Origin of the sequence: Pedobacter psychrodurus (genome assembly GCF_032678585.1) — a bacterium.
Classification (GTDB): Bacteria; Bacteroidota; Bacteroidia; order Sphingobacteriales; family Sphingobacteriaceae; genus Pedobacter; species Pedobacter psychrodurus_A.
The window spans coordinates 1-20,683 of sequence record NZ_JAVTSN010000047.1; the positions used below are offsets into that span (position 1 = coordinate 1).

The window sequence follows — 20,683 nt, forward strand, 5'->3', positions numbered from 1 at the left end:
GGAGGCTGTCTCAAAAGTAAAAATGGTAATTACAAAACGGAATTAAATTTCGCGAACCTTGTTTTCAATCTAGTATATCATGTAAAAGTGGCTACTTTCAAATCGAAAATAGCCTCTTTTGATTCCAAGCTTACCAGCTTTAGAATTTAATTTGGTGTTCTTTGTCAAAAAATGACTTTTGAGACAGTCTCTTGAAAATTTCTTTTTTATTCGGTTATTCCCACTTAAATACTTTTACGGCTACTGCGTAAATGCCAATGCCCCAAAGCAATAGGATCATAATCTGAAATTTAACATCCCACAAACCTAATCCTTCAAATGCTACCTTGCGCATGGCATCGTTTAAATAAGTAAGGGGTAAGGCTCTGCTAATCGGTTGTAGCCAGTTTGGAAAAGCCTCTATAGAAAAGAAGGTTCCCGATAGTAAAAACTGTGGCAGTGTAACGATATTCGAGATCGGGGGTACCATGCTCTCGTTTTTGGCAATTCCAGAAATGATAAAGCCAAAGCCCATAAACACGATCACACCGAGTGTGGCCAGTATGAGCATATTGACGACGGTGAGCACACCGTGAACGAGTGTAAAACCAAAAAAGAAATGGCCGATCAGGATAATAAACAGCGCACCAATTAAAGCAAAGCCGATACGTGCAATACCTTCGCCGATTACGATGCTGGAGCGTTTTACAGGGGTAGCAAAAAAGCGTTTAATGACCAGCGTTTGGCGCAGGCTTAAAAATACGAAAGCCGTTCCAAAAACACCAGTACTTAATAGGGAAAAGCCCAATTGTCCTGGAAGAATAAAATCAATGGTTTTATATTCGCGACCGGTAATGGTGCTTTCTTTTATCTCCGCTACTGTTGGTTTTAGGGTTTTATTATAAAAGATATTGTTTAAAACCGATTTTAAAATCCCGCCTTTATCCCTTGATGCAGAAGTATATACTACGTTAACCGAATAAGCGGCAGAGTTTACTTTTCTGTGCACATCGATCATCGCATCAACATTACCTTTTTCTAACAATTTGTCAAAGTCGGCTTTCGATTTATCTTTAACCAGTCGGATCATACCTGTTTTTTCAAGCATGCCCGTAACCGGGTTGTTCACATCCGATCCTGGTGTAACACCAACATCGATACGGGTTCCGCCGCCACCTAAAAAGCCGAAGACCAAAATAAATATCAAAGGAAAGGCAAGGGTAAATACCACTGCCGATGGGCTTCGCATAATCGATCGGAAACTTGCTTTGGCAAGGGCGAGGGTTGCGGTGGTGTTACTGTAACCCCCCAACCCCCTGAAGGGGGCTTTTTCCTTTCCAGTGTGAATATCGTTTTGCATATTGCTATTGTCTTATTTGTTCTTTAAAATCTATAATATTAAAAATGGTTGTTTTTGGAGTTTAGTCAAGATAAAAGAGAGAAATTAGTCTGTTTTTGCAATTGCTACTTCCATATCGGCTGTAATCCTTTCCAGTGTGAATATCGTTTTGCATATTGCTATTGTCTTATTGGTTCTTTAAAATCTATAATATTAAAAATGGTTGTTTTTGGAGTTTAGTCAAGATAAAAGAGAGAGATTAGTCTGTTTTTGCAATTGCTATTTCCATATCGGCTGTAATCCTTTCCAGTATGAATATCGTTTTGCATATTACTATTGTCTAATTAGGTCTTTAAAATCTATAATATTAAAAATGGTTGTTTTTGGAGTTTAGTCAAGATAAAAGAGAGAAATTAGTCTGTTTTTACAATTGCTATTTCCATATCGCCTGTAATTCCCCCTTCAGGGGGCTAGGGGGTGATTTACTCACGCCACTCTTGGCCTGTCAGGTTAATAAATACATCTTCCAGATTGGCTTTTTTAACTTCTTTTTTACGCTCAAAGCCACTGCTTACCAGTTTATCGATTAAGTTATCAGGAGTGTCTAAGGCAATAATCTGTCCGCGTTCTACAAAAGCCACACGGTCGCAAAGTTGCTCTGCTTCGTCCATATAATGCGTAGTAATTACCACTGTTGTTCCAGCATCGCGGATTTCGGTAATTAAATCCCACAGATTCCTTCTGGCCTGTGGATCTAGGCCGGTTGTAGGCTCATCAAGGAAAATAATCTTCGGTTGATTGATCAGGGTGGTGGCGATAGAGAAACGTTGTTTCTGGCCTCCGGAAAGGGCTTTGTATTTTGCCTTTGCCTTATCCTGAAGATTTACTTTCTCCAGCATTTCCATTGGTTTGATATTCGCACCATATAAACCGGCAAAAAGTTCAATCAGTTCAATCAGGTTTAAGTTAGGATAATAACCTGCAGCTTGTAGCTGTACGCCAATAATTTGTTTAATGTGCTGTGCTTGTTTGTCTACCGAAAAACCATCAACAATTATTTCACCCGATGTTTTATCTCTTAAAGTTTCGATAATTTCCAGTGTGGTTGTTTTGCCTGCGCCATTCGGTCCGAGTAAACCAAAGATCTCGTGTTCGTAAACTTCAAAACTAAGACCTTGAACAGCCACAAAATCATCATATTTTTTTACCAGGTTTTTAACGCTGATAATGGCTTTTTTTGTTTCCATATTACGAATGTAAGGAGCTTTAAATGAATAGAGAATGAATTTGTAACTGGATAACCGAAAATGTCGGTAAAATGATGTTTGTAATAGGTAAAATCATTAATTGCTGTTTTTTCGGATTAAAATAATAACATCCCGATCTATCGAATCTATTTTATAACTGTTTTTGGCTTTGTTAAAAATGCTATCAAAAATAACTTGATCTTTTAAGAAACTGAATGTTCCTTTTGTATTGATGCTGTCGCTCGGAATGGTGTACGATTCTCTATAGGTGCGATCATATTCCATGCGGTGTTTCCAGGGGTTTTGATATTCTCGTACTTTTTTCCCGGTATAGGTGCCGTTGGTTTTAAGCGATAACGAATAAGTAGTTTTTAAATCATATGATTCAGCACTCCATGTGCTGTCGGCTTTCTTTGTTGCTTTAAATTTATAGATCAACCCATATTGTACTTTTTCAACAAACGCTTTATTGTTGGTTACTGAATTTTGGAGTCTAAAATTGGCATTGGTTCCATACAGCGTATCTAAGTTTTTATTGGCTGCAAATGTCCAGTTAGTATAAATGTAATCTTCAGGCTTAATTACTTCATTTACTCTTTTGAGGTAGATGGTGTCAATACTTGAAGTAGCTCCTTTTTCCTGTCCACCACCAAAGGGGTTATGTCCTTCAATCGTATAGCTTAAAAAGCCTTCCTTTTTTATGTCTTCAGAAATGTGCAGTGGTGGAGCTTCCATCATGAAAATTTCAGGTATGAAAAATTTATTGTAGCGGATTTCTTTTAGATAAAACTTTCCGTTTTTGTCGGTAACCGTTTCGCCTACCTTACAGCCAACAACAGGTTTGTTCTGATAATCTAGAATTGTGCCGGTAATTGCTGGTCCGGACAGCCTGGAAATACATGAGCTTAAAAAACATGTCGAAAGCGCAAGAAAAGTAATCAGTAGGTCTTTGAGCATGGTCTAATTTAAATAAAAAAAACACTGCTCATATTTATTGGCAGTGTTTTAATGCTTTAACAGAATGACTGATATTTTACCAGCTTAATTCACCTTTCATTACCTCAACAAAATCGTCGAATAAGTAACGCGAATCGTGCGGGCCTGGAGAAGACTCAGGGTGATATTGAACTGAGAATGCCTTTTTGCCTTTCACGCGGATACCTTCGATAGATTTATCGTTTAGGTTAATGTGCGTGATTTCCACTTTATCTGAGTTTCTAACCTCATCAGGAACTACACCAAAACCGTGGTTTTGTGAAGTTACCTCGCAGTGGTTTTTAATGATGTTTTTTACTGGGTGGTTTAATCCACGGTGGCCATTAAACATTTTCATTGTGCCGATACCGTTGGCCTCAGCCAATAATTGGTGACCTAAACAGATACCGAACAATGGTTTATCAACCGCTAAAATGTCTTTAATGGTTTCTACTGCATAAGGCATCACTGATGGATCGCCAGGACCGTTAGAAATGAAATAACCATCAGGACTAAATTTTTCCATTTCGGCAAAAGTAGTTTTAGCAGGGAAAACCTGAACATAGATATCGCGGTTTTCGAAACTGCGCAAGATGTTTTTCTTAATGCCTAAATCTAAAGCAGCAACTTTTAAGCTTGCGTCAGGATTGCCATAAAAATAAGGTTCGGTTGTACTTACTTTAGAAGAAAGTTCTAAGCCATCCATTGAAGGTACTTCAGACAGTTTTTGTTTTAATTCTTCAAGATCAGTGATTTCTGAAGAGATAATTGCGTTCATTGCACCTTTATCTCTAATGTGGCGAACCAATGCACGGGTATCGATATCAGAAATGGCAACTAAATTGTCGTTCTGGAAATAATCCTGAATAGATTCGGTTGCTTCTTTACGGCTATAAACGATGTTGTAATTTTTACAAACTAAACCAGCAATTTTAATCGAACCTGATTCGATTTCATCTTTATGGATACCGTAGTTGCCAATATGCGCATTGGTGGTAACCATTATCTGTCCAAAATAACTTGGGTCAGTAAAAATTTCCTGGTAACCTGTCATCCCGGTATTAAAACAAATTTCGCCAGTAGTGGTGCCAATTTTTCCGGCCGCTTTGCCGTAAAAAACTGTGCCATCGGCCAGTAATAAAATCGCAGGTAACTTGGTGTAGTTAGTCATGGTAATTACAATATGGATTTTGATTTAAAAAAGAGTTGAAAAAAGAATGGCTTTCGGCATTAAAGCCGTTTTTGCGGGGTGCAAAAAAAGATGAATATATCCCTTCCATTTCGGGGTACAAAGATAGAGTTTTAGATTGGAAATGTAAAGAGAAAAATGAAATAAGGTTTGAGGTGTAGGGTATAAGGTGTAAGGTGGATTGGCCCTAAACCTTAAACCTTTTACCTTGTACCTTTTTAAAGAAAAAACAATACTTTTGGCAACACAAAACAAATCTTATGTCGGTACATAAAGAAATCAAACGCATCACCACACACACTTTACAGGAAATGAAGCAACGTGGTGAAAAAATATCTATGTTAACGGCCTACGATTTTTCGATGGCTACCATTTTAGATGATGCAGGATTGGACGTTCTACTGGTAGGCGATTCTGCTTCTAATGTAATGGCTGGTCATGAAACCACTTTGCCGATTACCTTAGACCAGATGATTTACCATGCTGCTTCGGTAATCAGGGCAGTAAAACGTGCTTTTGTGGTAGTCGATCTGCCTTTCGGCTCTTATCAGGGAAATTCGAAAGAAGCTTTGAATTCGGCAATCCGGATTATGAAAGAATCAGGTGCCCACGGCGTTAAATTAGAAGGTGGAGAAGAAATTATCGAATCTGTTCAAAGGATCATTACAGCAGGTATCCCTGTTATGGGACATTTGGGTTTAACCCCTCAATCTATCTATAAATTCGGAACCTATACGGTTCGTGCAAAAGAAGAAGAAGAAGCAAATAAGTTGAAAACTGATGTTTTGGCTTTACAGGCTGCTGGTTGCTTTGCCATTGTGCTGGAGAAAATTCCGGCTGCTTTGGGTAAAGAAGTAACAGAAAGCTTGCATATTCCTACGATTGGTATTGGTGCTGGCCAGGCATGCGACGGACAGGTTTTGGTGGTAAATGATATGATTGGCCTAACAAAAGGTTTTAAACCCCGTTTTTTACGTCAGTATATTAATTTATACGATGACATTTTGGGCGCTGCCCAATCCTATATCCGTGATGTAAAAGCAAACGATTTTCCGAACGAAAAGGAACAGTATTAACCCCAAACCCCTAAAGGGGCTTTTTGAATGCATTGGGATAGCTTGAGAAAATACAAATCAATATATTATTAAAACTTTAAGTTCCCCTTTAGGGGCGGAGGGGTTAAATGCCAATTACCGATAACGACATCCTTTTTGAAGATAACCATTTAATTGCCATTAATAAAAGGGCAGGTGATATTGTGCAGGTTGACGAAACAGGAGATGAGCCATTAGATGAGCAGGTAAAAAAGTATATCGCTAAAAAATACAATAAGCCGAATGGTGCTTTCTTAGGGGTGGTACATCGTTTAGACCGGCCTGTAAGTGGTGTAATTTTATTTGCTAAAACCAGTAAGGCTTTGGAGCGGATGAATGCTGTTTTCAAAAATAGGGAGGTAAAGAAAACCTATTGGGCAGTAGTGAAAAACAAACCGGAAAAAGAATCTGCTACATTGATCCATTGGTTGGTTAAAAATCCACAGAAAAATGTGGTTTCTTATTACAATACAGAGGTTACCGGTAGTCAACGGGCCGAACTTTCTTATAAAGTAAAGGCGAAAGTTGGCGATTATTACCTGTTGGAGGTAGATCCGTTAACTGGTCGTTCACACCAGATCAGGGTTCAGCTTTCCTCGATGGGTTGCCCCATTATGGGCGATAATAAATACGGTTATCCACGGGGAAGCCGAAAGGGAAGTATCTGTTTGCATGCCCGTCGTTTACAGTTTATACATCCCGTTAAAAAAGAACCTGTAAATATTTTTGCCAAATTGCCTGTTGATGGTTTTTGGGAACGTTTCGAAGACTTATAAAAGCAATACATTTAATATCATTAAGATATCCGGTTATAATATTTAATATTTGACCGGATTTTTTATGATTGGCATTATATTTCGTCTGTTCAAGATTAAAATCAAATTAACCATGAAAAATACCATCTTATCTATCGCTACAGTAGGCCTATTAGCGGCTACGTTGGTTTCTTGCGAGAGCACTAAAAAAACAGAAACGACTAAAGATTCGAGCGAAATTTCTGCTAATGGAGACACCATTACCAAAACAACAACGAAAACGACAGAAACGGTCAAAACCGACATCCCCACTTTCTCAAGTGAAGAAGTAAATAAGGGTTTAGCAGAATATACTAAACTTAAAGACGAGTATGTTGCCGCTGTGAAAAGTAAAAACGCTACTGAAATTAAAGCCATAAACGATAAATATACCGCTTGGGCAAATCAGGCAACTGGTTGGGCGGCCAAATTAAAACCAGATGAAATACAAAAGTATTCTGAATATATGATTAAGTTAAGTGAGGAGTGGGCAAAGGCTGCAAAAGATGCGCTAAAATAATTTGAAATAATAAAGGAGCTAATTATAATTTTTACTGTAACTGTCATGTTGAGCCTGTCGAAACGCCTTAAATACATTTTAATGTCCTTCGACAGGCTCAGGATGACAATCCTATTGTGATGGTTCAGCCTCTTTTATTTACAATCAACTTTACCAAAAGCCATTGAGCCATTAAATTTTAGCTTAGTTAAATCTTTATATTTTACTTCGCCTTTAACTTCCTGTACATCACCAAAACCTTCTACTAATTGATCACCCTGTTTTAAAAACGCAACTTCTCTAACCGATGTTTGTCCTTCAGACTGGAAAGTATAATTGGCAATAATGGTGTCGCCCCTAACCATACCAGCGATAGTACCCGAATTTTTATCTTTTTCGTATAAATTATAACCTAAGGTGCCTGTTATCTTGTTATCTTCTGTTTTTAACGAGAGCGTGGCGGTATCGCGGTTTTTAATGTATTGGTAACATTGAAGCGCACCAGGTGCTGCCTCTGCATTGGTTACAATTGTCGAATCTATTTTTGCCTGTGTTTTCTTTGCTGTACCGCCCTGGCATGAGGCCATAAATAAAGCAGCAACTCCTAGCATTGGAATAATGTTTTTCATAGGGATGTGATTTGTTTTCTTATCGGATTGATTTAACAATCTACTGCAAAGCCCCTGCCAAAATATGGCTATAAACTAGAAAGCCCCGCAATGCGAGGCTGACTAAACAATTTAACTATATAAATTTTACCAAACGTAAGTGCCAACAGCGCCTTTATCTAAACTGCTGCTTATCGTTTTACCATTATATTTAATATTGAATGCCGTTTCTGTACTGTTATTATTGCAAACTATGAGTACGTTTTTACCATCAGGTGTTTTAAATGCCACATTCTGAAGGTTATTCGTAATATTTGATGCAATCCTCACAGAACCTGGTTTTACGAATTTAGAAGCATGGGCAATTACATAGTAGGCCACATTTCTGCTTACCGCAGGAGCGATGGTAATCGCGCCCAAACAAGTGGTGCATCCCCCTTTATCGGTGTGAGGGTTGTAATTGGGATCGGCAGCCAGGTTCCACTCTAGAACATTGCGGCTCCAGTTACGTGTTGCACCAACAATTAAGGTAGATACATGCCATTTTAAATCTTCGGCAAAGTTGCCCGGACCACCAACCCACTGTTCGGTAAAGTAAACATTGCGGTCGGGATGTGCTTCATGTACCTGAGTAAGGGCTGTAATTGGACCTGCATATAAGTGGAATGCAGAACCATCCACATATTTCTTGGCATCAGCATCATTTAAGATCGTAATCGGATACTCTGGCTTATCTGCATTATGATCGTAAACAATAATTTTTGTTTTAATGTTATTGCTTTGGAAAATAGGTCCTAATGCTGTTTTAATGAAATCTGCCTGATCTAAAGCCGTCATATACATACTTGGATTATTGCCCGGGTGTAATGGCTCATTTTGAGGCGTGATGGCATCAATTACAATACCTTCGGCTTTCATGGCCTGAATATATTTCACCAGGTATTTTGCATAGGTTTGGTAATATTCGGACTTTAAACTGCCGCCAATAAAACTTTTATTTGTTTTCATCCAGGTAGGGGCTGTCCATGGGGAACCTAAAATTTTAATTGCTGGGTTTATAGCTACAATCTTTTTTAATATTGGGATTAAATCTGCCTGCTCTTTAGCGATAGAGAATTTAGCCAGATGATCATCTGTTTCGCCATCAGCTAAATCATTATAGGTAAAAGGCGTTGCGCTTAGATCTGAAGCGCCGATACTGATTCTGATGTAACTTACAGCAATGGCATCTTCGGTGCCCGCAAATAGCTCGTTTAACAGCTTATCTTGTGCTGCAGCGGGTAGGGCATTAATCAAGCTTGCGCTTCCGCCTGTTAAAGTATAACCAAAACCATCAATACTTTGAAAAGTGGTGGCAGGATCTACTTCAATAGTAGGATTGTTATTGGTTGAGGTAGAAAAGTTTAATGCAATATTTTGTTTTTTCAACAATTGCGACTGATCACCCTTGGTGAGCCAAAATGCAACGTCAGTTTTAATCGGGTCGGTAGAAGGAGGTGTTTCAGAAGTCCCACTGCTTGCTTCTGGACTTTTGCTGCAGGCACAGGCCATAATCAGAATGCTTAGCGCAGTGCCCAAGTTGTAAATAGGTTTCATAATTATGGCTTTGGTTAGAGATTTCAGGGTATTTCGCATAGTGTAAAAAATGTGGGTAATAAATAGAAGCAGATTTTAAAACTGTCATCCTGTCCAAAGGACTCCTACGGAGAGCCTGTCGAAGGACAAGTTTCAATGTTTCGTGAAACGTTGTGAAGCGCTTAACGTTTGGTTATTTTTTTTAAAAAAAAAGTTATAAAACAAAGGCGACCGTAGCCGCCTTTGTTCTAATAAAGAAATTAACGTAGGTTAGGATTTCTATCCAATTCAGACTGTGGAATCGGGAATAAAAGGTTTGCCGTGGTAATGTTGTAATTCAATGAATTACCGTTGCCATCTTTTTGAGCATTCATTACGGTAACAGCTCTGTTCGTTCTTAATAAATCGAACCAACGCTGTCCTTCAAATGCCAATTCTAAACGGCGCTCTTTCTCAATAGCCAAACGCATCGAAGCCTGATCGGCTGCTGGTGTTACACCTAAATTTACACGGTTACGTATTTCGTTAACAATTGTAGCCGCTGCAGACCAACCTGAAGCGCTTAATTCGTTTAGTGCTTCTGCTTTTAATAATTTGATATCAGCCAAACGGATCAAGTAAGTATCTGTTTTATCGTCAGCTCTATATTTATTGATGTGTGGATATACAGCAGGGTTTTTCCAATAATCATCATCCCATCCAACTCCATCGATCAAAATGCTCGATTTTTTACGTACAACATCATTTTCAGCATCAAACGTGCTTACTAAATCATTGGTTGGTGTATTAAATTTTTTCCATCCGGCACCAAATAGCTGACTTGGCATCCAGTTGCCATGTAAACCACCCCAGCCATCATATTGCATTTCCCAAATGGCTTCTGAGTTGTTTTTGTGGTTTTGATCCCATAGGAAATCATAATTTGGCACCAAAGTATAACCACCGCCAATAACAGCATCGGCATAAGTACTTACTTTATCCCAGTCAGGATTGGCCTTAGTAGCATATACTTTAGCTAAAAGCGCGTTGGCAACGCCTTTGGTCATTAATCCTTTGTTTGGTGCAGAAATGCGTGCATTGGCTGCACCATATTCAAGATCTGCTATGATTTGAGTATATATGGCGTCTACGCTTGCTTTTGGTGGTGAAAACTCTTCAGTTGTAGAAGGGATTTTTAAAACAAGAGGGGCAGCGCCGAACAATCTTACCACATTAAAATACATGTAGGCACGTAGAATCCTGGCCTCTGCAAGTATCTGCTTACGTCGGTCGTTTATATCTAATTTAGGATCCTGTATGTTAGGTACATTATCGGTTACCAAATTGGCATTTTTGATGTCCCTATACAATGCGGTATAATCTCTGGTAACATTTGCATTGGTATTTACTACTTTAAAAAGGTCAATCTGGATATTATCCGGGTTATCACCACCAGCATAACAGTTATCAGAAGTAACATCACCATTGGTCATAAAATCCATGATGTGGTAATCATTGTACATGCCATCATAAACACCTTGGATTAATTTTTCTGCAGCTGCGGCATCAGCAAAGGCAACATCTGGTGTTACCTGACTGATCGGTTGCTTATCCAGAAAATCTTTTTTACAGCTGCTTAGTGCCATCGTAACGGCTCCGACTGTTATTAATGAATATATTTTAAGTTTCATTTTCGTTTAAATTAAAAGCCTACGTTAACACCAAATAAGAAAGTTCTAGCTTGTGGGTATGTTCCATAATCGATACCCATTGATGGGCTATTTCCATCATAACGCTGTACTTCTGGATCGAAACCTGTGTATTTAGTAAAGGTTAACAGGTTATAGCCGGTTGCAAATACAGTTACTTTTGTCATATTTAATCTCTTCAACAGATCTGAGCTGAAGTTGTACGATAAAGTAGCCGATTTTAAGCGCAGGTAAGAACCATCTTCTACAAATCTGCTCGAAGTACGGGAGTTATCGGTATTGCCTTTTGATGCTTTTGGAATATTGGTAATCTGACCAGGAGTTGTCCATCTGTCTAATACTGCAGTTGATTGATTTTTTGAATCATAAAGCCCTTCAAGATCAATACGTGATGCATTAAAGATATCATTACCCTGAACACCCTGGAAGAAGAACGATAGGCCAAATGAACCATAATTCAATGTATTGTTCATCCCGTAAGTAAATTTAGGCTGTGCATTTCCGATGTAAGTACGGTCGGCTGCGGTTATTTTACCGTCATTGTCTAAATCAGCAAATATTGCATTACCATTTGCCGGATCTACACCTTGATAAACGTAACCATAAAAAGCACCTAGCGGTTTACCAACTTCTACTCTGATGGCGTTGTCGCGGCTATCGATGCCACCGAAATTGATCGAAGTTAAGGAGTTGCCTAAACTGGTTACTTTGTTGCGGTTTAAAGAGAAGTTTAAGTCTGTAGACCATGTAAATTTATCTTTAACAATGTTTTTTGTTGATAATACAAACTCAAAACCTTTATTTTCCATCGAACCTACGTTTCTGGCCTGGGTATCAAATCCAGTACTAAGTGCTAAAGGAACATTCAAAAGTAGATCGTCGGTTTTTTTAATATAGGCATCAGCTGTAAAGGTAATTCTTGAGTTAAACATGCTTAAATCTAAACCCACGTTGGTTTGTGTGGTTTTTTCCCATGTTAAATCAGGATTGGCCAGTTGAATAAAGTTGTATGAACCTGAAGTAGTGGGTTGATATAGTGCTAAATACGCGTAATCTCCAATACCTTCATCGTTACCCACTTTACCCCAGCTGCCTCTAATTTTTAAGTCGTTGATGGTTTTACTCTCTTTCATGAAGTTCTCACCAGAAATACGCCATCCAATCGATGCAGATGGGAAGTAACCATAACGGCCTTCTTTTGCGAAACGTGATGAACCATCTGCACGGAAATTAGAGCTGAACAGATATTTGCCATCGTAAGCATAGGTTACACGGGCCAGATACGAACGTTTAGACCATTGTGCGAATGATGGAATGGTTAAGGCTACAGAGGTAGCGGAGGGTAACAAATTTTTGTTTGCATCCAGGTATTTAGAATCTTCATAAGTAAAATATTTGTAATCAGATTCTTGAATAGTCATACCGCCAGTAGCCGTAAAAGCATTTTTGCCAACGTTTTTGGTATAGTTTACGATATTTTCGTTTAACCAAACATTATCTTTTGTCCGGTTACTCTGGTACCGTCCTTGTTGTGTTCTACCAAATTCAGAAGTAAAAGGATCCAAGAAACTTTGATAACGGTTTCTGTTTAAGTTGGTACTGATGCTCGATTTAAAGAATAAATCTTTGGTGAAATTGATCTGTGCAGCAAATGATCCTAAAAAACGGAAATTGTTGGTTCCGTTGGTCATACGGTAGGCATAAGAAATTGGATTTTCCCAGCCACCCTGGTTAGGATTACCTGCATATTGACCACTGCCATCTGGATTGTAAATTCCAATAGTAGGAGGGGTTGATAATGCGGCTAGGATTACACCACCACCGGCAACACCGCTGTTATCGCCAACGTCAACCGATTTTCTGTAAGTTAAAGCGGCTGTACCAGTTAATTTTAACCAGCTGGTGATGTTCTGTGAGCCATTAAAGTTAATGGTATATTTATCTAGTACCGCTGGAGCAACAGTACCTTTATCTTGTTGGTAGCCACTTGAGAAGTAATACTGCCCGCCTTTAATGCCTCCGGATAAGGAAACCTGATAGTTGTTCTGCGTTCCGGTACCAAAAGTAACATCCTGCCAATCGGTATTTTGGTTGCCGAATGCCGTGTAGTTCATTTCTTTTAGCAAAGCATTGTATTGCTCACCGTTTAACACATCCAGCTTCTGCCATAGGTTAGAAAAACCGGTAAAAGCATTAAAACCTACTCTTATTTTATCTGCACTTCCTTTTTTTGTTGTGATTAAGACAACACCATTCGCACCACTAGAGCCATAAATGGCTGCTGCAGATGCATCTTTTAAAATGGTTAAAGTTTCAATGTCTGATGGATTTAAGAAATCTGCATTTCGTGAAGTTACCCCATCAATTACATAAAGCGGACTGTTAGAACCGGTAATTGATGTATTTCCCCTAATGCTTACCGACACACCAGCACCAGGTTTACCCGATTGCGAGATGACCTGAACACCCGCTGCCTTACCCTGAATCGCTTGTAAGGGATTGGTAACCGGTTGATTTTCGATATCTTTTGCCGAAATAGAGGTTACCGCAGTGGTTAAATCTTTTTTGGTTGTGGTACCATAACCAATTACGACCACCTCATTTAGCTGTTGGTTATCGTCAGATAAGGTCATGTTTACCGTTGTGCGGTTATTTACCGCCTCTTCGATCGTTTTGTAACCGATAAAAGTAAATTCTAAAGTCGAATTTTGAGGTGCGCTAATGCTATATGCACCGTTTTCTGTGGTGGAAGTACCTTGGTTAGTTCCCTTCACTTTTACAGATACTCCAGGTAATGGTAAACCTTGTTTGTCTTTTACCAGACCTTTTACAGTTATATTCTGTGCCATACTCAGAGAGATACCGCATAGCATACACACTATAAGCAATGTAAACTTTTGTCTCATAATTTTGCTCTTATTAATATTATGCGGTAAAGTTAACACTCATTTAATGTTAAATACAAGTATTTGGGATGTTAAATTTAATGTAACTATCTGATATTTAGGTTTTTGTGTTAAATTCGATACGCTTTAATACCATAACATAAACGGCCATTTTGAGCCTGATAATCAGCGGTTAAGTGGCTTAGATAAGTAGTTCTTCGGATGGGATCTGATACGCTTAAATACCTGTCCGATTTTCTTTTAATAAAGTATGAAACAAACAAATTTGTGACGAACAACACTGGCATTTATTCAATTACAAGCTGGCTCCAACCGTTTTTGGCTGTTTTTTTCAAAGTTTTCTTCCGGTCGTCCATCACTTTTTTAATGCGGGCACCGAAGGTCCAGCAAGTGCTCTGCCGAATAGAGAGGAGCTCTGATAATTTATGAGAGGAGATGTTACCTTTGGTAGAGTAAATCAGGAAGATCATGTAAAATGCTTTATTGATCGGTATCCTAGTATTGTGAAAAATGGTATAGGTGGTTACCGATTCTTCGTAACCACATTTGCTGCAACGGCGGCTATTTAAAATATGGCCGTTAAAATAGTGGTCATTGCTGCATTTTCGGCAGTGGTAGCCATTGCTCCATTTCAGTTGGGCCAAAAATTCGTAACAAGTTTCCTTATCGGGATAAATTTTGCTGAACTCTTCAAAATCTACCTCGGTAGACATTACCCGATCTCGGGTAACCTTTTCTACGCTCGTTTGCAGTTCTACGTTATCATGTTCCAGCAGCACGTTCATCCGCGAAATTTCTTCCGCTTGTTGCTGTAGCAGGGCATTGACTTCTTCTAGTGCCTGATTTTTACTTTCGATGATGAGCGATTTGTGGTAAACCTCGCGGGTACGTTCCTCCACTTTGCTCTCAAGTTCTTGATTAATACTGTCTTTCAGTTTGGCGTTTACAGCCATTTGCCTGATGATTTTCTGCTGTGCTTTATCCTTTTTTACTTTAAGGATCCGCACTTTATCGCCTATGGCAAATGACAAAAAGATCATCTCCAGCACAAAGCAGAAACTTAAACTATAGTAACTAATAGCCCCAAAATTAAGCCAGCCAATGCCAAGCATAATCAGAAATTTAAGGATAAAACCCGCAAACAAAAAGCTATAACCTAAAACAAAGAAACGGGCAGGTTGATATCCTTTTTTATAAATATAAATCCCGGTAAAAAAAGCAACGGATAAGGGAACGGCCTCGATAAATTTATAACTGAATAACGTTTGATCGAAAAGATAGCAATAAACAAAAAATAGGATTCTGCACACAATGATGCCTACAATAAACTGATTGAGCTTGGGCGCCTTTGCTTTAACATATAAAAGTTCGCGGGTAAACAGCAGGGCAAAAATACTGGTGGCACATAAAGCAAAAGCATATGCTACCTGATTCCATACCGGGGCGTTGGGCCATAGATATTGATAGGCTATCCCATCAGTACTCATTTCGAAAAAGCCAACACTTAAGTTGTAAAGTACATAATAAAGGTATTGCTTTTGCCTGATGGCAACAAACATAATGAGGTTATAGAAACTGAAAACCAGGATCATCCCATAAAAAATACCAAAGTAAAAATACTCGTCTAAGGCATAAGAGATAAACCACTCAGTGGTTCTCAATACGATAATAACATCAGCTATTTGAGAAGAACTGATCTTGAAATAATAGGTCTGTATTTCGTTGCCATCATTTTGCAGCGGTATTTCAAAATTTTTATGGTGGATCAGGCGTTTGTCGAAAGGATTGGCATCGCCTAAATTTTTAAGCTTGTACTTTTGATTTCCCTGTGGGATATATGCAGTAATGTGATCGATAGTCTGATCGAAAAACTCCAACAAAAAAGGTTTATCAGCTAAATCATTCTGTTTAATTTTTATCCTGAACCAATATGTTTTATTGAGCTGTTTGGTTTGTGGAGTACTGCTTAAACTGGCTTTAAATTGTTGATCGAATGCACTGCTTTTAATCTCATCGAAGGTGTACCGGTTATCCGCATCTTCCAAAACCTCGATTTCTTTAAAGGTAAAGATGTGCTGTGCAACAGCATCCTGCATTTCTACTATTTTCTGCGCTTTTAAGCCCGAAACAGAAAACAATAAAATGATAACAGTAAAAAAAGATAAACGCTTTAAATAAGTTAGTGCCAGCATGAACCACAAAGGTACAAATTTGTATTTAGGTGATACCGATCAGGTTATCAGAAGAGTTTCATTTTAAAAAATTAATGAAATACTGGTTCCCTGGTGTTCTTCAGATTTAATGTCGATGTCGATTTTATGGAATTTGGCTATACTTTGAACAATTGCCAGGCCCAAACCAAAGCCACTTTCTTCGGTATTCCCTCTTTTAAAACGATCAAAGGCATCCTCCACAAGTACTTTGCTCATTCCCGACCCGGTATCGCTGATCATTAATACGTATTTTTCGAACTCGGTTTTATCCGTTATCACAATAGTCCCCCCTTCAATATTATATTTAATTGCATTATTAATAATATTGATCAGGAGCGTGTGGATCAATGCTTTATTGCCTGTAAAATGAAAATCTTTGCTCAGGTTTGCACTATAACTGATATTTTTATCTGCTATCCGATCTTCTAAATCTTCATAAATGTCTTCGATTTCTTGTTTCAGGCTGATTTCTTCAGTTTTTAAGTATTGGTTATTCTCAACCTTCGAGATGAGCAACAAACTGTTGATAATCACCTTTAAACGGTTTAATGTTTTTAGCGAAGCATAAATTTTGTTTTCGTGCTCTACCGGAATATTTGGGGTATTGAGCATATTCTCAAACCGGGTACTTAAAATGGAGATAGGCGTAAGCAACTCATGCGAAACATTGGCGATAAACTGTTTTTCTAAAGCGAAAAGTGTATTTATTTTCCGCATTAAAGAGTTGATGCTGTTATCCAGGATTTTAAAATCGTCGGTACTGGTGGGTATATTCTGGTAATTATAGTGAGATGGGTCATCAACCAGATTAATTTTTTTGTCGATAATGAGGTAAAATGGCTTCAACAAGAAATTAGAGAAGGTAAAGTCGGCTACAAGCGTAATCAGCAATGCAGCTACCAGTACAATGAGCATGTAAAAGCGGATCGAATTTTTAATCGATTGCAGGGCTGTCATAGTTTCCCCGATCTCGAGGTTGTACCAGTTTGTATGGTAAGAAAATTTGTAGTTGAGGATGCGGTATACCTCAATATCGCCTTCAATTTCCCGCTTTTCGGTAAATACTTTTGCTGTAGAATCTTTTTGGGTGTCTGGAATATCGGTTAAAACAATAAACTCTTCCTTTAAAATGTTATAATCGGTAAATGATTGTTCTTTGTTTAAAAGGCTATCGATCTCGTTATCGTTTAAATTCTCAATGATTTTGTTTTTCTTCTTGATTAAACGGTTATCGAGCTGGTTATAGGCAAGTCGGTCTAACGAGAATAAAATAATCGCTCCCAACAGCAGGATGATGGCGATTTTGGTTACTGCATTATATAAAGAAAACTTAACCTGTAACTTCATTTTGGTTTAATAGTTCAATGGTTCATTGGCCATTTGTTCATTGGGGGGTAATCGGTTAACTGTTTAATCGGTTAACTGAAGCCAAACCCGGAACTAAACTTCCGACCTCGGACCTCCGACTTTCCGACGCGCTAACAATTAATCCTGTATCCAATACTCCTTACGGTTTCAAACCAATCAGTCGGGCTCACCGCCGCCAATTTTTTACGTAAATTTTTAACATGCACATCAACGAAGTTCGAATCTGAGTTTACTTCTAAGATATCGCCCCAAACATGTTCGGTTAGGCTCATTCTCGATACCACCCGGTTTTTGTTCAGTACCAGGTAATTGAAAATTTCGAACTCTTTTTTGGTAAGGTTTAATCTTTCTTCTCCAAAAGCAACGGTCCTGTTTTGGATGTTGAGTAAAAAATTGTGAATGTTGATTTCATTTTTCTCTAGCTTATGTTTTCTACGCGTAATGGCATGCATCCGCGCTAAAAGTTCATTTAAGGAGAAAGGTTTTGGAAGATAATCGTCTGCACCTTCATCAAGACCTTTAATCCGGTCGTCTACAGCACTACGGGCAGTTAAAATAATTACCGCATCATCGCGGTCTTTTGTGGCTTTTAACTGTTTTAATATGTCAAAACCGTCGCCATCTGGCAGGCCTAAATCCAATAAAATGAAATCGTAATTATTTACAAATATCTTTTCCTCCGCAGAAGATTTTTTCCAGGCATGCTCTACAATAAATCCTTCCTTACTTAAGAATTCATCCATTTCAAGCGCTAAGCTCTTTTCATCTTCAACTATGAGTACGTTCATTCAGTTTACAATTAGTAGTTTTTAATATCCCCCGGTGCTTTGCGCTATGCTTTTAGCTTGCAACTAAGTTAATATTTTTTAGGATGATCGCACAGGCTTCTTCAATTTCTTCTTTTGTAATAATTAGCGGAGGAGCGATGCGCATAGAATTGCTGCAATGTAAAAACCAATCGGATAGTAGGCCATCTAATATGCAGGCGTCGATAATTTTTTTGTTGATCTCGAAACTGTCAAATTCAACGGCCAGCATTAAACCTTTCCCTCTGATCCCTTTAATCGCTGGGTGTTGAAGGAGCTTTTTAAACAATTGTCCCTTTTCCTCCACTTCATCAACAATATGATTGTCGACCAATGTGCGTAAAGTAGCTAAACCTGCAGCACAACAAACCGGATGACCGCCAAAAGTAGTCATGTGGCCTAAAATTGGTGTATGCGATAATACCGACATGATCTCTAAAGAGCTGATAAATGCGCCGATTGGCATGCCACCTCCAATGCCTTTGGCCAAAAGCAAAACATCGGGTACAGTATTGTAATGTTCGAAAGCAAACATTTTACCGCTGCGGCCAAAACCAGATTGTATTTCGTCGAAAATTAATAAGGTTCCTGTGTCGGTACACTTTTTACGCAAGGCCTGCATATAGCTTAAATCGGCCACTCTAATTCCGGCCTCACCCTGAATAGGTTCGATAAAAACAGCTGCAATTTCTGTTGTGATTTTATCCAGATCAGCGATATGATTATGTTCGATAAAACTTACATGGGGCAAAAAAGGACCATAACCAGAAGAATAGAAATCACTTTCCATTAAACTTTCAGCACCTTGGGTGCTGCCATGGTAGGCATTTTTACAGGCAATAAATCCTTTTCTGCCTGTATACCGTTTGGCCAGCTTCATGGCGCCTTCTACCGCCTCTGTTCCTGAGTTTAAAAAGTAGGTACAGCTTAAACTTTCTGGTAAAATATCGGCCAGCGCCTTGGCAAAATTTACTTGTGGTGTTTGCACGTATTCTCCATAAACCATAAGGTGCATATAGGTTTCTGCTTGCTCCTGGATGGCCTTAACCACAGCTGGATGGCAGTGGCCAACATTACTTACGCCGATACCGGCAATAAGGTCGATGTGTTTTTTGCCCTGCGCATCGTAAATGTAAATTCCTTTTGCCCTAACAAATTCGAGCATAAGCGGTTCAGGAGAGGTTTGTGCATTGTGTTGTAAAAACAACTGACGTTGGGTAAGCATGGCACAAAAGTACGGAAATGATGGAGCGCTTTAAAACAAAAAAAGACCTACATTGCTGTAAGTCTTTTTTGTTATGGCTTTTGACCGCCTTTAAATCTATTGAGTAACTCCCTTTTAAAGCCTTCCTGGGCCCTGTAAAATTTACCTACCACTTTAATGGGTAACGCAGATTTAAGCCTGTTGTAATATTTTTTGTCGAGATTAAGGTCTTTTTGTTTGAAATCAAATTCGCTGGTAATCAAACTTTGTACCTGTGCGTCGGTTAAATTATCAATCTCTGTTGTTTTGCGGAAAGAGATCATTTTCTGCATACGCTCTTTGCGTAATGCATTCTGTTCTTCTTGCATATCGTTGTAAATCGGCCAGAAAATTTTAGCCTCTTCAGGTGATAAATCCAGTTTTTGAGTAAAAAAAGCTATTTTAAGAGATTCTATTTCTTCGCCCCTTGGCCTTTGCGCCAATAGGGTGGTAGGTAATAAAAACATTAAAGCAACAAAAAGTAAATTCTTCATGTGTTAATTATTTAATTCTTGAGATAAATCGTTCGACGAGAAATTGCTCAGGATGTAGTTTTCCATTTCTGTATCTGACGCAGAAGTAGTTTTTATATTGGATGTTGTTGTATTTTCTGTTTCTAAATGATCGATGATTGTACTTTCATCAATATCGTATAACATTTGTTCGTTTACTGCTTCGGCAGATTGTACTTGCTGAACTGCAGTAGTTGAACCGTTCTGGTAAAAATAAACACCAAATGAAGCCATTAACAAGAAACAGGCAGCGCTTGCGTATTTAACAAAATTCCTTCTCCATAAAGGAATGATCTTAATTTCCTTTTTAGGTTCAGATGCCACAATTCTATCTGCAATTCTACTTTGTAAGGTGTCGAAATAATTTTCTGGCACAGCAAAAGCATTTTCTGCTTTAGGCAGCTCAGATAGGGCAATCCGTGTTTGTATGCGTTCCGTTAAATCTTCAAAATAATTTTGTGGAACTTCAAAATTATTGTCACTGGTTTTCTGTTTCAATCCATCTAAAAAGACAGCAGAAAAAATGGCCTCATCACAATTTTCGAAATATCCATCAGGAACGGAGAATGGATTACGTTTCCCCATGGCCGCAAGAGCAGGAGCTTCGTTCATCCAATCGTTATTTTCTATATTTTCGTTCATCACAGA

General features: G+C 38.5%; 18 protein-coding genes. 4 read left to right on the top strand and 14 right to left on the bottom strand.

Annotated elements, in window-relative coordinates; all coding sequences use genetic code 11:
• Positions 1-214 precede the first annotated feature (214 nt).
• The 4 genes from R2S57_RS24395 to carA all read right to left on the bottom strand — a co-directional run bounded on the left by R2S57_RS24395 (position 215) and on the right by carA (position 4,711).
• The gene (locus R2S57_RS24395; RefSeq protein WP_316847532.1) at positions 215-1,339 is read right to left on the bottom strand and encodes an ABC transporter permease; all 1,125 of its coding nucleotides are present in this window, start codon (positions 1,337-1,339) and stop codon (positions 215-217) included.
• 461 nt (positions 1,340-1,800) lie between these two features.
• Positions 1,801-2,565 carry an ABC transporter ATP-binding protein gene (locus R2S57_RS24400; protein ID WP_316847533.1) on the bottom strand — a complete coding sequence of 255 codons (765 nt, stop codon included), beginning with the start codon at positions 2,563-2,565 and terminating at the stop codon, positions 1,801-1,803.
• 96 nt (positions 2,566-2,661) lie between these two features.
• The gene (locus R2S57_RS24405; RefSeq protein WP_316847534.1) at positions 2,662-3,522 is read right to left on the bottom strand and encodes a hypothetical protein; all 861 of its coding nucleotides are present in this window, start codon (positions 3,520-3,522) and stop codon (positions 2,662-2,664) included.
• 76 nt (positions 3,523-3,598) lie between these two features.
• Positions 3,599-4,711: a glutamine-hydrolyzing carbamoyl-phosphate synthase small subunit gene (carA, locus tag R2S57_RS24410; protein ID WP_316847535.1), complete on the bottom strand. Its 1,113-nt coding sequence runs from the start codon at positions 4,709-4,711 to the stop codon at positions 3,599-3,601.
• Positions 4,712-4,746: 35 nt separating this feature from the next.
• On the opposite strand from carA, the gene R2S57_RS24415 reads away from it, so the two are divergent.
• From R2S57_RS24415 to R2S57_RS24430, 4 genes are all read left to right on the top strand, one after another.
• Complete coding sequence (locus tag R2S57_RS24415; protein ID WP_316847536.1) at positions 4,747-4,890, top strand: hypothetical protein; 144 nt, start codon at positions 4,747-4,749, stop codon at positions 4,888-4,890.
• A gap of 99 nt (positions 4,891-4,989) precedes the next feature.
• A complete protein-coding gene (gene panB / locus R2S57_RS24420) occupies positions 4,990-5,805 on the top strand; it encodes a 3-methyl-2-oxobutanoate hydroxymethyltransferase (RefSeq protein WP_316847537.1) in 816 nt (271 codons plus the stop codon).
• Between the two features lie 107 nt (positions 5,806-5,912).
• Positions 5,913-6,599 (top strand): RluA family pseudouridine synthase, encoded by a 687-nt coding sequence (locus R2S57_RS24425; protein ID WP_108198402.1) that lies wholly within the window; start codon positions 5,913-5,915, stop codon positions 6,597-6,599.
• 112 nt (positions 6,600-6,711) lie between these two features.
• A complete protein-coding gene (locus R2S57_RS24430) occupies positions 6,712-7,137 on the top strand; it encodes a hypothetical protein (protein ID WP_316847538.1) in 426 nt (141 codons plus the stop codon).
• Between the two features lie 134 nt (positions 7,138-7,271).
• On the opposite strand, the gene R2S57_RS24435 is transcribed toward R2S57_RS24430, so the two are convergent.
• From R2S57_RS24435 to R2S57_RS24480, 10 genes are all read right to left on the bottom strand, one after another.
• Positions 7,272-7,745 carry a hypothetical protein gene (locus R2S57_RS24435; protein WP_316847539.1) on the bottom strand — a complete coding sequence of 158 codons (474 nt, stop codon included), beginning with the start codon at positions 7,743-7,745 and terminating at the stop codon, positions 7,272-7,274.
• 126 nt (positions 7,746-7,871) lie between these two features.
• The gene (locus R2S57_RS24440) at positions 7,872-9,320 is read right to left on the bottom strand and encodes a glycoside hydrolase family 30 protein (RefSeq protein WP_316847540.1); all 1,449 of its coding nucleotides are present in this window, start codon (positions 9,318-9,320) and stop codon (positions 7,872-7,874) included.
• 239 nt (positions 9,321-9,559) lie between these two features.
• The gene (locus R2S57_RS24445; RefSeq protein ID WP_316847541.1) at positions 9,560-10,969 is read right to left on the bottom strand and encodes a RagB/SusD family nutrient uptake outer membrane protein; all 1,410 of its coding nucleotides are present in this window, start codon (positions 10,967-10,969) and stop codon (positions 9,560-9,562) included.
• An 11-nt stretch (positions 10,970-10,980) separates the two neighbouring features.
• Positions 10,981-13,836: a TonB-dependent receptor gene (locus R2S57_RS24450; RefSeq protein WP_316847542.1), complete on the bottom strand. Its 2,856-nt coding sequence runs from the start codon at positions 13,834-13,836 to the stop codon at positions 10,981-10,983.
• A 344-nt stretch (positions 13,837-14,180) separates the two neighbouring features.
• Positions 14,181-16,085, bottom strand: coding sequence for a 7TM diverse intracellular signaling domain-containing protein (locus tag R2S57_RS24455; protein ID WP_316847543.1), 1,905 nt, complete (start codon positions 16,083-16,085; stop codon positions 14,181-14,183).
• Between the two features lie 63 nt (positions 16,086-16,148).
• Positions 16,149-17,453, bottom strand: coding sequence for a HAMP domain-containing sensor histidine kinase (locus R2S57_RS24460; protein ID WP_316847544.1), 1,305 nt, complete (start codon positions 17,451-17,453; stop codon positions 16,149-16,151).
• A gap of 131 nt (positions 17,454-17,584) precedes the next feature.
• On the bottom strand, positions 17,585-18,262 hold the full coding sequence (locus R2S57_RS24465) for a response regulator transcription factor (RefSeq protein ID WP_316847545.1): 678 nt from the start codon (positions 18,260-18,262) through the stop codon (positions 17,585-17,587).
• 52 nt (positions 18,263-18,314) lie between these two features.
• Entirely contained in the window at positions 18,315-19,505 is a 1,191-nt protein-coding gene (locus tag R2S57_RS24470; RefSeq protein ID WP_316847546.1) for an aspartate aminotransferase family protein, read from the bottom strand.
• A gap of 71 nt (positions 19,506-19,576) precedes the next feature.
• Positions 19,577-20,017 carry a hypothetical protein gene (locus R2S57_RS24475; protein WP_316847547.1) on the bottom strand — a complete coding sequence of 147 codons (441 nt, stop codon included), beginning with the start codon at positions 20,015-20,017 and terminating at the stop codon, positions 19,577-19,579.
• A gap of 3 nt (positions 20,018-20,020) precedes the next feature.
• Positions 20,021-20,677 (bottom strand): hypothetical protein, encoded by a 657-nt coding sequence (locus tag R2S57_RS24480; protein WP_316847548.1) that lies wholly within the window; start codon positions 20,675-20,677, stop codon positions 20,021-20,023.
• Between the last annotated feature and the right edge of the window lie 6 nt (positions 20,678-20,683).

Excerpts from the sequence above, each read along its gene's own strand:
- R2S57_RS24405 (WP_316847534.1), bottom strand. The coding sequence starts at position 3,522 with ATGCTCAAAGACCTACTGATTACTTTTCTTGCGCTTTCGACATGTTTT.
- carA (WP_316847535.1), bottom strand. The coding sequence starts at position 4,711 with ATGACTAACTACACCAAGTTACCTGCGATTTTATTACTGGCCGATGGC.
- R2S57_RS24450 (WP_316847542.1), bottom strand. The coding sequence starts at position 13,836 with ATGGCACAGAATATAACTGTAAAAGGTCTGGTAAAAGACAAACAAGGT.
- R2S57_RS24440 (WP_316847540.1), bottom strand. The coding sequence starts at position 9,320 with ATGAAACCTATTTACAACTTGGGCACTGCGCTAAGCATTCTGATTATG.
- R2S57_RS24430 (WP_316847538.1), top strand. The coding sequence starts at position 6,712 with ATGAAAAATACCATCTTATCTATCGCTACAGTAGGCCTATTAGCGGCT.
- R2S57_RS24465 (WP_316847545.1), bottom strand. The coding sequence starts at position 18,262 with ATGAACGTACTCATAGTTGAAGATGAAAAGAGCTTAGCGCTTGAAATG.
- R2S57_RS24395 (WP_316847532.1), bottom strand. The coding sequence starts at position 1,339 with ATGCAAAACGATATTCACACTGGAAAGGAAAAAGCCCCCTTCAGGGGG.
- R2S57_RS24435 (WP_316847539.1), bottom strand. The coding sequence starts at position 7,745 with ATGAAAAACATTATTCCAATGCTAGGAGTTGCTGCTTTATTTATGGCC.
- R2S57_RS24400 (WP_316847533.1), bottom strand. The coding sequence starts at position 2,565 with ATGGAAACAAAAAAAGCCATTATCAGCGTTAAAAACCTGGTAAAAAAA.
- R2S57_RS24425 (WP_108198402.1), top strand. The coding sequence starts at position 5,913 with ATGCCAATTACCGATAACGACATCCTTTTTGAAGATAACCATTTAATT.
- R2S57_RS24460 (WP_316847544.1), bottom strand. The coding sequence starts at position 17,453 with ATGAAGTTACAGGTTAAGTTTTCTTTATATAATGCAGTAACCAAAATC.
- R2S57_RS24455 (WP_316847543.1), bottom strand. The coding sequence starts at position 16,085 with ATGCTGGCACTAACTTATTTAAAGCGTTTATCTTTTTTTACTGTTATC.
- panB (WP_316847537.1), top strand. The coding sequence starts at position 4,990 with ATGTCGGTACATAAAGAAATCAAACGCATCACCACACACACTTTACAG.
- R2S57_RS24480 (WP_316847548.1), bottom strand. The coding sequence starts at position 20,677 with ATGAACGAAAATATAGAAAATAACGATTGGATGAACGAAGCTCCTGCT.
- R2S57_RS24445 (WP_316847541.1), bottom strand. The coding sequence starts at position 10,969 with ATGAAACTTAAAATATATTCATTAATAACAGTCGGAGCCGTTACGATG.
- R2S57_RS24470 (WP_316847546.1), bottom strand. The coding sequence starts at position 19,505 with ATGCTTACCCAACGTCAGTTGTTTTTACAACACAATGCACAAACCTCT.
- R2S57_RS24475 (WP_316847547.1), bottom strand. The coding sequence starts at position 20,017 with ATGAAGAATTTACTTTTTGTTGCTTTAATGTTTTTATTACCTACCACC.